Annotated in this window: 7 protein-coding genes and 1 pseudogene; 4 read left to right on the top strand and 4 right to left on the bottom strand. The window is 37.8% G+C overall.

Annotated features, from left to right (window positions below; all coding sequences use genetic code 11):
* Positions 1-24: 24 nt before the first annotated feature.
* From dapC to htpX, 4 genes are all read right to left on the bottom strand, one after another.
* Positions 25-1,224 (bottom strand): succinyldiaminopimelate transaminase, encoded by a 1,200-nt coding sequence (gene dapC / locus JHT90_RS08110; protein ID WP_201090292.1) that lies wholly within the window; start codon positions 1,222-1,224, stop codon positions 25-27.
* Between the two features lie 18 nt (positions 1,225-1,242).
* Positions 1,243-3,942 carry a [protein-PII] uridylyltransferase gene (locus tag JHT90_RS08105; RefSeq protein WP_201090291.1) on the bottom strand — a complete coding sequence of 900 codons (2,700 nt, stop codon included), beginning with the start codon at positions 3,940-3,942 and terminating at the stop codon, positions 1,243-1,245.
* Between the two features lie 19 nt (positions 3,943-3,961).
* Complete coding sequence (map, locus tag JHT90_RS08100) at positions 3,962-4,741, bottom strand: type I methionyl aminopeptidase (RefSeq protein ID WP_201090290.1); 780 nt, start codon at positions 4,739-4,741, stop codon at positions 3,962-3,964.
* A gap of 130 nt (positions 4,742-4,871) precedes the next feature.
* Positions 4,872-5,747 (bottom strand): protease HtpX, encoded by an 876-nt coding sequence (gene htpX, locus JHT90_RS08095; RefSeq protein ID WP_201090289.1) that lies wholly within the window; start codon positions 5,745-5,747, stop codon positions 4,872-4,874.
* A 246-nt stretch (positions 5,748-5,993) separates the two neighbouring features.
* On the opposite strand from htpX, the gene JHT90_RS08090 reads away from it, so the two are divergent.
* The 4 genes and pseudogenes from JHT90_RS08090 (at position 5,994) to smc (ending at position 12,248) form a co-directional block, all read left to right on the top strand.
* Complete coding sequence (locus JHT90_RS08090) at positions 5,994-7,190, top strand: AI-2E family transporter (RefSeq protein ID WP_201090288.1); 1,197 nt, start codon at positions 5,994-5,996, stop codon at positions 7,188-7,190.
* On the top strand, positions 7,183-7,881 hold the full coding sequence (gene ung, locus JHT90_RS08085) for a uracil-DNA glycosylase (RefSeq protein WP_201090287.1): 699 nt from the start codon (positions 7,183-7,185) through the stop codon (positions 7,879-7,881). Before JHT90_RS08090 ends, ung begins: the two co-directional genes overlap by 8 nt.
* Positions 7,882-7,942: 61 nt before the next feature.
* Positions 7,943-8,737: pseudogene (apbC, locus tag JHT90_RS08080) on the top strand (iron-sulfur cluster carrier protein ApbC); the annotation flags it as partial.
* A 16-nt stretch (positions 8,738-8,753) separates the two neighbouring features.
* Entirely contained in the window at positions 8,754-12,248 is a 3,495-nt protein-coding gene (smc, locus tag JHT90_RS08075) for a chromosome segregation protein SMC (RefSeq protein ID WP_201090285.1), read from the top strand.
* The last annotated feature ends 8 nt before the right edge of the window (positions 12,249-12,256 follow it).

The raw sequence follows: 12,256 nt of genomic DNA, 5'->3' as shown, positions 1-12,256 counted from the left end.
AATAAAACAATAATTTAGTCTTTTCTAACTATATTCTGTAAGAAATTCTTTTATGCGGTGGGCAGCCTCTATACACTCATTAATTGGAGCGACTAAAGCCATCCTTATTCTATTAGCGCCTGGATTAAAACCATCTACCTCTCTAGATAAGTAAGAACCAGGTACAACCAGTACATTTTGTTTCATTAATAACTGTTTAGTAAACTCTGTATCTGCTATAGGCGTCTTAGGCCATAAATAAAAACCACCATCAGGTTTCTGAATATCCATCACAGGCGATAAGATTTCTAAAACTGCATCATATTTTGCACGATAGAGGGCGCGATTAGCAACAACATGCTGTTCATCTTGCCAAGCAGCTATACTTGCATATTGGGTGTGTTCTGCCATCGCGCAGCCATGATAAGTACGGTACAGCAAATATTGTTTGAGTATTTTGGCATCGCCAGCTACAAAACCAGAGCGTAATCCTGGTAAGTTTGAACGTTTTGATAAACTATGGAAAACAACACATTTATCAAAGTCATGGCGACCTAATTCAGCACAGGCAGTTAATAAACCAGCAGGTGGGTTATTTTCATCAAAGTATAGTTCACTGTAGCATTCATCAGAAGCAATGATAAAATTATAAGTATCTGCTAGTTGAATTAGCTTTTTAAGGGTGGTTACAGGAACAAGGGCTCCCGTGGGATTACCTGGTGAGCATAAGAATAAAATTTGGCAACGTTGCCAAACTTCTGGCGATACAGCGTCAAATTCTGGGTTAAAGCCATTTTCAGCTAAACAAGGTAAGTAGTGAGGTTTAGCGCCAGCTAGCAGGGCTGCACCTTCATAAATCTGATAGAACGGGTTAGGGCTAACTACTAATGCTTCTTTTGTATTATCAATAACCGCTTGTGTAAAAGAAAATAGAGCTTCGCGCGTGCCATTAACAGGTAGAATATGTTGTTCTGGTGTGATCCAACCATCAGGTACAGCAAAACGCTTTTCAGCCCAATTAGCCATAGCCTGACGTAAGGGTAATAAGCCAGCCGTGGTGGGGTAAACAGCCAGTTTATCAATATGCTCTATAAGCGCTTGTTTTACAAAAGCAGGTGACTCATGCTTTGGCTCACCAATCGATAAAGCAATCGCTGTTTTATTTGCATTAGCTTTAACGTCACTTAATAAAACCCTTAGTTTTTCAAAGGGATAACGCTGTAATTTTTCTAATAATGGATTCATATTGTTAATAATTTTAAGTTAAATGGCTATAGTAAGGTTATCAGAAGTTGGTTGTGAGATTTCTGATAGCTTGTTAATAATAGTTTGTTGTAGTTGTGCTATTAGCTCAGTGTTAGAAATAGCATGCCCAGTTTTATCAATAACTAAAAAGTTATCCTCTACTCGTTCTCCTAAGGTGGTTATTTTAGCACCTTGGATGGTTAAATCATAAGATAAAAATATTTTCGCTATACGTGCTAGTAAACCAGGTCTATCAGGCGCCTCGATTTGTACCACGCTAACATCATTTTGTAAGTCGTTATAAATAGATACTCTGGGTTTAAAGGTAAAGTGCTTTAACTGCCTAGGTACACGACGTTGAATAATGGTTTGGTAGTTTTCTGGATTTTTCAAACCATTAATTAGTTCTTTACGTATGGTATCTATACGGTGTTGATCCTGCCCTATGGATGAACCATCTTCGTTTAAAACAATATAAGTATCTAGTGAAAACTTAGAGGTTGAAGGTAAAATCCGCGCATCCTGAATACTAAGATTCAGTTGTCCCATGATAGATACTGTTACTGCAAAGAAATCCCATTGCTTAGGTGCATAAATAAAGATTTGTGATGCACTCGCCATGCCGCGTTGTGAGGTTTGTTTAAAAAGCACTAATGGGTCTTGATTATTGGCATGATGTAAAATAGCTTCAGTATGCCAAGCAATATCACTGGAGGTATGACGTAAAAAATAGTCTTCGCCCATTTGCGTCCACAATGACATAATCTCATCTTCATCAACACCACTACGAATTAAAATATCCATAGCTGCTTGTTGAGTTTGATGGATTTGTTCATTACGACCAAGTAAATTAGTTAAACCGCGTCTTAAGGCGCGTTTAGTTTCGGTATAAAGTTGTTGTAATAAAGTGGCACGCCAAGAATTCCAGAGCGTTGGATTGGTGGCATTAATATCAGCTACAGTCAGTACATACAGATAATTAAGATGATTTTCATCACCTACCCGTAATGCGAAATCATTAATCACTTTAGGGTCAGTTAAATCTTTACGTTGTGCGGTGGTGGACATTATTAAGTGATTAGCCACCAACCAAGCAATAAGTTTAGTATCTTCTGCAGGCAGCCGGTGTAGCTTACCAAAATTAACTACTTCTTCTGCGCCAATTTCTGAGTGATCGCCACCACGCCCTTTACCAATATCATGAAACAATCCTGCTAAGTAGATTAATTCAGGTTTGGCAAGTTTTAAGAAAACTTTACTTGGTAAGGGAAATTTCTCTATCATCTCTGAACGAGATAACTTTCTTAAGTGCTTGATAACATTTAAGGTATGGGCATCTACTGTGTAAATATGAAACAGATCATATTGCATTTGTCCTACAATATGTCCAAAAGCAGGAATATAACGACCTAAAATACCATAACGGTTCATACGTCTTAAATTACGATGAATATCTGTTTCACATTTAAAGAGATCTAGAAATAATTTTGAATTTTTTGGATCATGGCGAAATTTATCATTAATTAAATATCTCGCTTCGCATAGCAAGCGTATAGTATTGGCTCTAATGCCCCATATATCAGGATGCTTTGCAAGGACTAAGAAAATTTCTAACAGCGCTGAGGGTTCTTTTTTAAATACATCTGGCTGAGTCACCTCAATAAAGTCATTACATATTTGAAAATGTTTATTCAGCGGGGTGATGGTAGGTGTTTTGTTTTTTTCTAAAATAACTTCTTTAAAATGCTGATAGATAATTTCATTAATGCTCGAAACATTCATTACCATTCGGTAATATTTCTTCATTAATTGTTCAATAGCTACTTTAGGCTCTTCAGCAGTATAACCTAATAAATTAGCGACTTTAGCTTGATAATCAAACAGTAAGCGGTCTTCGGCTCGGTTAGCTAACATATGTAAGGCATAGCGAACTTTCCATAAAAAAAGCAACGAGGCGTTCATGACACGGTATTCATTTTCTGTAATAAAGCCTTTGGCAATCATGGCGTGCAGCTTTAATTTGCCATATTCTCTACGACCGATCCATAGAATAGTTTGAATATCTCTTAGACCACCAGGAGAGCCTTTTACATTAGGTTCTAGGTTATATTCTGTGTCATTGTATTTTTCATGACGGGCTTTTTGTTCATAGTATTTCTGAATAAGAAATTCTGAACTTGGCCACATATGTTCTGTACTGGTTGCCGCTAGCATTTGTTTACGGAGTGTGTCTGCTCCAGTAATAGTACGGCACTCGATCAAGTTGGTAATAATGGTTAGATCATTACGGGCATGTTCAGCGCATTCATCTAAGGTGCGGACACTATGTCCAATTTCTAAGCCAATATCCCATAGCAGCATTAAAAACTTTTCAATAGAAGAGGTAAATTGTTCTTGATAACCATTTTCTATCAGAATTAATACATCAATATCGGAGTGGGGGTGTAGTTCTCCGCGACCGTAACCTCCAACTGCTAATAAAGCAATACGGTTAGGTTCAGACCAATTAAACTGCTTCCAAGCTTGAATAAGAATTTGGTCAATAAACCAAGCGCGTTCAGTAATTAGTTTACGAATGTCATAACCCGTACAAAAGCGCTGGTCAAGAATAGTACATGCTTGTTTAATGGCTTTTTTAAAAGCAGCAATAGGGCTTGATTTCAAGGCAAGTTCAGCTTGGAATTGCCCTTGATCAAATAATTCAGCAGTACTACTCATAACCACTCATCTCCAACTACTAATTGCTGCGGGGAAAAGTTTCTTCTTTACGTAAGGTTAATACTTCATAGCCATGGTCAGTTACTAAGATCATATGCTCATATTGAGCGGATAATTTACGATCTTTAGTAATAGCCGTCCAACCATCACCTAATGTACGCGTTTCATAACGACCTTGGTTAATCATAGGCTCTATGGTAAAAATCATACCTTCTTTAAGCTCTATGCCTGTGCCTGCTTTGCCATAATGCAAAACCTGTGGTGCTTCATGAAAACCTTTGCCAATACCATGACCACAATAATCGCGTACTACAGAGAAACCATTTTTCTCAGCATGTTTTTGAATAATGGCACCAATATCGCCTAAGTGGGCACCTGGCTTTACTGATTCAATAGCCATATACATACATTCTTGAGTGATTTTACATAAGCGATCAGCCCACTCTGGCACATCACCAAGCAAGTACATTTTACTGGTATCGCCATGGTAACCATCTTTGATAACGGTAATATCGATGTTCACAATATCACCATTTTTTAATGGTTTATCGTTTGGAATACCATGACAAACAACATGGTTTACAGAGGTACAAATAGATTTTGGATAACCATGATAGTTTAATGGAGCAGGGATAGCTTGTTGTACATTCACGATATAATCATGGCAAATAGTATTTAATTCATCCGTGGTTATACCAACTTTTACATGCTCATCCAACATTTCTAATACTTCAGCGGCTAGACGACCAGCAATGCGCATTTTTTCAATGTCTTCTGGTGTTTTAATGATTACACTCATAAGTTCTCGTCAAAAGTTATTTTATATTTTTTGAAAGCTGATATTTTAACAGGTTACACCAGAAAAAACTAAAAAGATGCAGAACTAAGATCTATATTGTTATAGACCTTAGTTATATGAAATAAAGCTACTATTGACGAAGTGCTGCAATACGATCTTCTAAGCGAGGGTGGCTCATAAATAGCTCTTGTAACCCGCTTTTTAATGAACCATTGATACCAAAAGCTTGTAAACTGTCAGGCATTTCAGCAGGAATATTAGATTCAGCTTGTAAATGTTGCAGTGCTGAAATCATTGCAATAGGACTGACTAATGAAGCGCCTGCATAATCAGCTCGGTATTCACGTTTTCTGGAGAACCACATAACGATCATGGTGGCTAAAATACCTAATACTAATTCAGCAACAATAGTGGCAACAAAGAAACCTATGCCGCGACCATTCTCATTTTTAAAGACCACTCTATCTACAAAATAACCAATAATACGTGCAAAGAACATTACAAAGGTGTTAACAACTCCTTGAATAAGGGCAAGTGTTACCATATCGCCGTTGGCTACGTGGCCAATTTCGTGACCAAGTACTGCTTTTACTTCATCTGGCGAAAAACGTTCAAGTAAACCTTGACTGACGGCCACTAGCGCAGCATTTTTGTTCCAGCCTGTGGCGAAGGCATTGGCTTCATAAGCAGGGAAAATACCCACTTCTGGCATTTTAATACCCGCTTTTTGAGAAAGCTCTTGTACTGTTTGGATTAACCATTGTTCATGGCGTGTTCTAGGTTGATCAATAACCTGTACATTCATGGCCCGTTTAGCCATAAACTTTGATATAAACAGTGAGATCAATGATCCAGCAAAGCCAACAATAGCACAGAAAATAAGTAAAGCAGTTAAATTCAGGCCATCTTGCTCTATATAACCAGAAAAACCTAATAAACTGAGTACAATACCTGCTACTATTACGATGGCTAAGTTGGTTAATAAATATAGGATAATACGTGTCATCTAGCTAAAAACTCCTGAGTAAAAACAATTTTGTTTTTTATACTTGTGTTGTATAAGGTTTATTAAAGAGAAGTTCAAGTAAAGCTTTATTTCAAACTATGTCTAAAAGAGTAGAAAGCCTAGCAATATTAACTGATTAATCTGATTTTTGGATTGTCTTTAGTCGAAAAAGAATAGATTTATGCCCATAAAACTACTACTATTATCACCTTTATTAATTCAATGGATTTTACCATTAGGCAAATTATGCAATCGAGTAATAATAAACTTGAAATATTTACTTTTTTTGTCATTTTAGTTTTTTTTAGTTGTGCTTTTTTAAACATTATGTTGCCATTTTTTGGCGCTATTTTTTGGGCTATTATCTTAACGATACTATTTAGCCCTATGCAGAGAAATTTAGAATATCGTTTAAATGGCAAAAATAATTTAGCTGCTTTTATTACTGTTTGTACTTGTGTCTTAATAGTGATTATCCCTGTTATCTTTGTAATTAATTCTCTATTTCAGGAAAGTTCTGCCTTATTAACCCGCATGAAAGAGGGTAAGTTTGATATTGGCCAATACTTACAACATATTATGGATGCTTTGCCTGCTCCATTACAAAGCTTGCTGGAGAGGATGGGCTGGGATTTCGATATTTCTGATATTAAAGAGAAGTTAGCCAATACGGGGATGAAAGCACTTAGTTTTGCTGGTAATCAAGCCTATAGTATTGGACAGGTCACTTTACAATTTGCCATTAGCCTATGTGTCATGTTGTATTTGTTGTTCTTTTTATTACGTGATGGTTCATGGTTAGGGCGAAGTATCAAGCGTGCAATTCCCATTTCGGATGACCGTAAATCTGATTTATATGAAAGATTTTCAATCGTTATCAGAGCAACGGTTAAAGGTAATATTATTGTAGCTTGTATACAAGGGGCGTTAGGGGGTATTGCATTTTGGTTCTATGGAATTCAGGGTGCTATACTTTGGGGTACCATCATGGCCGTGCTTTCACTACTACCAGCTGTAGGTGCCAGTTTGGTATGGGGACCTGTAGCCATCTACTTTTTAGTAACAGGTATGATTTGGCAAGGCGTTAGTTTAATCATCTTCGGTGCAGTAGTGATTGGCATGATTGATAACGTATTGCGCCCCATTTTAGTAGGTAAAGATACTAAATTACCTGATTGGTTAATTCTATTGTCCACCTTAGGGGGTATCTCTGTGTTTGGTATTAATGGCTTTGTATTAGGACCATTAATAGCTGCAATGTTTATTACAGTGTGGGCAATATTAACTGAGAGACGTTTACAGTTAGAAGATACTCATCACGCTGAAAGCTTTCAAGCTTTAGCTGATGGAGTTCAGCCAAAACCGCAACGCAAAAAACGTAGGTACTATAACAACAGAAAACGCAATCAAAATAGTAAAGGAATGGATAACGAAAATGACTAAAGAAATTGCCTTAGAAACATCATGGAAAAATGTCTTACAAGACGAATTTACAAAGCCATATATGACTGCTTTGGGAGATTTTTTACGCGCTGAAAAAGCAGCAGGTAAAATAATTTATCCCAAAGGTTCGCTTATTTTTAATGCATTAAACAGTACGCCACTAGATGCTGTAAAAGTAGTGATTTTAGGCCAAGATCCTTATCATGGTCCTAACCAAGCTCATGGCCTTAGCTTCTCTGTACAGCCAAGTGTTGCTATTCCGCCTTCTTTAGTGAATATCTATAAAGAGATCAAACGAGATTTAAATATTGATCCACCCAAACATGGTTGTTTACAGTCTTGGGCTGAACAAGGTGTATTACTATTAAATACCTCCTTAACCGTAGAAGCTAATAAAGCGGCTTCACATTCTAAACAAGGTTGGCAACAGTTTACTGATCGCGTTATTCAAGAAGTAAATCAACATTGTGATGGTGTGGTATTTATGTTGTGGGGTTCTCATGCACAAAGTAAAAAAGGCCTGATTGATCCTACTAAACATTTGGTATTGTGTTCAGCCCATCCTTCGCCTTTATCAGCTCATCGTGGTTTTTTAGGCAACGGGCATTTTAGTAAAGCTAATTATTTCTTAGAGCAGCGTGGTATAACACCAATTTACTGGCAATTACCTGCTACTGTAAGTTCTTTGTAGTATAAATTGATTTGGAAATTAAATGACAACATCTGCTTCTATGTTAGATTCAGTCGCGCATATTATTGCTGTGGCTTCTGGTAAAGGTGGCGTTGGTAAGTCGACCACAGCCGCCAATCTTGCGCTCGCTTTAAGTCAGCAGGGAGCAAAAGTAGGCATTTTGGATGCAGATATTTATGGCCCTAGCTTAGGTATTTTATTTGGCTTGCCAGAGGGTACTAAGCCAGCTGTGAAAGATGAAAAATACTTTGTACCTATTAAAGCACATGGTGTCGAAGTGATGACCATGGCTTTTTTAACGTCCGATCAAACACCTATGGCATGGCGTGGCCCAATGGCATCTGGTGCTTTATTACAGCTCCTTACCCAAACAGCGTGGGGGCAGTTAGATTATTTAATTATTGATATGCCACCTGGCACAGGCGATATACAATTAACTTTAGCACAAAAAGTGCCCGTTACTGCTGCTGTAATTGTTACTACGCCTCAAGATTTAGCTTTGATTGATGCCAAAAAAGCGATTGGTTTATTTGAGAAAGTAAATATTCCTGTGTTAGGAGTTATTGAAAATATGGCTGTACATATTTGTTCTCATTGTGGCCATATCGAGCATTTATTTGGTGAAGGCGGTGGTGAAAAACTAGCTAAACAATACCATGTTCATCTCTTAGGATCATTGCCTTTATCATTGTCTATCAGAGAACAAGCCGACTCTGGTAAACCTACGGTATTTGCAAATCCGACTAGTGATGAAGCGAAGCTGTATCAAGCTATTGCTTTGCAAATGGTACAGCAAGTGGCACAATTAAAAGCGACCGCTAGTGTTATGCCCTTTATAGAAACCACTGACGAATAAGAGAATTTAGCAGGCTATGCGTTTAAAGTCGATTAAACTAGCAGGTTTTAAATCCTTTGTGGATGCAACAACTGCTTATTTCCCTACTAATATGACAGCGGTAGTGGGACCAAATGGTTGTGGTAAGTCTAATATTATTGATGCTGTGCGTTGGGTAATGGGCGAAGGATCAGCTAAAAATCTACGTGGCGAATCCATGATAGATGTTATCTTTAACGGTTCTAATACACGTAAACCTGTAACCCAAGCCTCCATTGAACTAATTTTTGATAACAGTGATGGTACTTTACTGGGTGAGTACGCTTGTTATGCAGAGATATCTATTCGTCGTCGTGTAACACGAGATGGTCAGAATCAATATTTTCTTAATGGCACTAAATGCCGACGTCGTGATATTACCGATATTTTCTTAGGAACAGGATTAGGACCACGCAGTTATTCGATTATTGAGCAGGGCATGATTTCTCGTTTAATCGAAGCGCGCCCAGAAGATCTACGTAACTATATTGAAGAAGCGGCAGGCATTTCTAAATATAAAGAACGTCGTCGTGAAACAGAAAATCGTATTCATCGCACCCAAGAAAACTTAGCACGATTATCTGATTTAAGAGAAGAGTTAGGCAGACAGTTAGAGCGGTTACACTCACAAGCTAAATCTGCGGAAAAGTATCAACAATATAAAATAGAAGAAAGACAATTAAAAGCAGAGTTAACCGCCATACGCTGGCAAACTTTGCATAGTCAAACAGAAAATCATCAGCGCATTATTCAAGAACAAGAGTTAGCATTAGAGGCGTTAATTACAGAACAGCAAAATGCTGACACCCATATTGAACAACATCGTGATAAACATCATGATTTATCAGAACATTTCAATCAAGTGCAGGGCCTTTTTTATGCTATTGGTGGTGAAATTGCTCGTTTTGAACAAAGCATTCAGCACAATCAACAACGATTGAAGCAATTACAAGAAGACAGTACAGAAGCGGAGCATAGTTATCAGGAAGCATTAACAACCATTACTGCTGATGAAGAACAGTTAGCTATTATTGCTGAAGAAGTTTTATTATTAGAGCCTGAAAAAGAATTATTAGGAGCAAAAACAGAAGAAGCCACTATTCAACTGCATGAAGTTGAAACCGCTATGGCCACTTGGCAAGAGCAATGGCATGAATTTACTCAAAAAAGCCATGAAACAAAACGTCAGGCAGAAGTACAACAGTCACGCACCCAACACTTTGAGCAAAGTTTAGAACGCATAACTGAACGTATGCAACGTTTTGTTAGTGAAAGTGAACAGTTAAATGCTGATCCACAAGCTGCAGAAATTTTACTGTTAAATGAGCAGTTAGCAGAGTCTGAACTGGTTATTGAACAAGCAGAAGAAGAAAAAGGCCAGTTACAACAAGCTATTCAACACTTACGTAGTCAGCGTACAGAATTAGATCAACGTTATCAGAAGCAACAAAATGATAGCCAACGGTTAGCAGGGCGCATCGCTTCATTAGAAGCATTACAGCAAGCGGCTTTAAATCCTGATAGTAATACTGCTCAATGGTTAAATGATCATGGCTTAGCAAATAATCAACATTTAGCTGATCGTTTAAAAGTGGTAGAGGGCTGGGAATTAGCAGTTGAAACGATTTTAGGTGCTGATTTACAAGCGATTATTTGCGATTCTTTGGATATTTCGAATTTACAGAATTTTACACAGGGTGAGTTAAGACTAATTCAGCCTACTACGATGAGTACAGCTATTAGCAATACTAGTAGTTTATTAGATAAAGTACTCAGTAAAGATATTGCTCCTTCATGGTTAGCGATGGTAATTCCTGTGGAAAACTTAGATGAGGCACTAGCAAAAAGAACAGCATTAGGATTAGGGCAAAGCCTAATTACTCAAGATGGCTATTGGGTAGGTAGCGACTTTATTCGCATTAAGCGAGGTGAACAAACTACTACAGGGGTATTAGCTAGAGCGCAAGAGTTAGAAAAGCTAGTAGAGCAGCAAGCACAATTAGTAGAAATTATTGAACAAACTCAGCAAGACATAGAGTTGTTGACTGAACAGTTACATAGCAAAGAACAATCCTTAGCCAATCAACATAACAAATTACAACATTTAACCCAACAAATGGGTGAATTAAAAGCTAAGCTAGTAGCACATCGGGCACAGGTAGAGCAAGTAACGCAACGCCGCCAGTACTTAGATAAAGAAATTCATGAGCTTACTGTACAACAACAAGCACAGCATGAAGAGTTAAAACAAGCTAGAGCGTTGTTGCAAGAGGCACTAGACCAAATGGCGGAGTATGCTCAGCAAGATATTACATTGCAGATTGAGCGAGGCCAGTTACAAAACCAATTAGAACATTGGCGTCGTGAAGAGCGTGTTCAAAAAGACCAATTACATCAATTATCTATTAAATTAAATGGCCTAGTCACACAGAAGCAAGCAATAGCGCAATCTTTACAACGACTAAAACAACAAATGGATCGTTTACAGGAGCGTAAAGAATTATTGCAATCGCAATTGGCTGAAGGCAGTGCACCGATAGAAGAGTTACGTTTTAGCCTTGAACAGCAATTAGAGAAACGCTTACAAGTAGAAGAAGAACTTAAGCAAGCTCGTTTGGCACTAGAAGATGCAGATAGCTCACTGCGTGAGACAGAACAACGTCGTACCCGAGCAGAGCAACAGTCACAAGCGTTAAGATCACAATTAGAGCAGCAGCGTTTAGATTGGCAGGGCTTAAATGTCCGTAAAAAATCTTTGCAAGAACAGTTGCAAGAAGATAGTTACGATTTGCATACCTTATTGCAAAATCTAACAGAAGAAGCTAATGAGTCGGATTGGCTGAAGCGCTTAGAGCAAGTAACAGAGCGTATCCAACGGTTAGGGGCGATTAACTTAGCCGCTATTGAGGAATATCAGCAGCAATCTGAACGTAAAAACTATTTAGATGCACAGAATAATGATCTAGTGGAAGCATTAACCACCTTAGAAAATGTTATTCAAAAAATTGATAAAGAAACACGGCAACGTTTTAAAGATACATTTGATAAAATTAATGATGGTTTGCAAAAACTTTTTCCGAAAGTGTTTGGTGGCGGTATGGCCTCACTGGAGCTTACAGGAGAAGATTTGTTAAGTACAGGTGTAGCCATTATGGCAAGGCCACCTGGTAAAAAGAATAGTACTATTCACTTATTGTCAGGTGGTGAAAAAGCGCTAACAGCTTTAGCGCTGGTATTTGCTATTTTCCAATTAAATCCAGCACCTTTCTGTATGCTAGATGAAGTAGACGCGCCATTAGATGATACTAATGTGGGTCGTTATGCTAATTTAGTTAAAGAAATGTCTGAAAAAGTACAGTTTATTTATATTACCCATAATAAAATTGCCATGGAGCAAGCAGATCAACTAATGGGTGTAACTATGCATGAACCAGGTTGTTCAAGGTTGGTAGCAGTGAATATGGAAGAAGCGGTTGCATTAACAGAAGTGTAAATCAATGA

Origin of the sequence: Entomomonas asaccharolytica (assembly GCF_016653615.1) — a bacterium.
GTDB lineage: Bacteria > Pseudomonadota > Gammaproteobacteria > Pseudomonadales > Pseudomonadaceae > Entomomonas > Entomomonas asaccharolytica.
This window is presented reverse-complemented; position numbering and strand designations above follow the sequence as displayed.

Coding starts and splice junctions, on each gene's coding strand:
- dapC (WP_201090292.1), bottom strand. CDS start 1,224: ATGAATCCATTATTAGAAAAATTACAGCGTTATCCCTTTGAAAAACTA.
- JHT90_RS08105 (WP_201090291.1), bottom strand. CDS start 3,942: ATGAGTAGTACTGCTGAATTATTTGATCAAGGGCAATTCCAAGCTGAA.
- map (WP_201090290.1), bottom strand. CDS start 4,741: ATGAGTGTAATCATTAAAACACCAGAAGACATTGAAAAAATGCGCATT.
- htpX (WP_201090289.1), bottom strand. CDS start 5,747: ATGACACGTATTATCCTATATTTATTAACCAACTTAGCCATCGTAATA.
- JHT90_RS08090 (WP_201090288.1), top strand. CDS start 5,994: ATGCAATCGAGTAATAATAAACTTGAAATATTTACTTTTTTTGTCATT.
- ung (WP_201090287.1), top strand. CDS start 7,183: ATGACTAAAGAAATTGCCTTAGAAACATCATGGAAAAATGTCTTACAA.
- smc (WP_201090285.1), top strand. CDS start 8,754: ATGCGTTTAAAGTCGATTAAACTAGCAGGTTTTAAATCCTTTGTGGAT.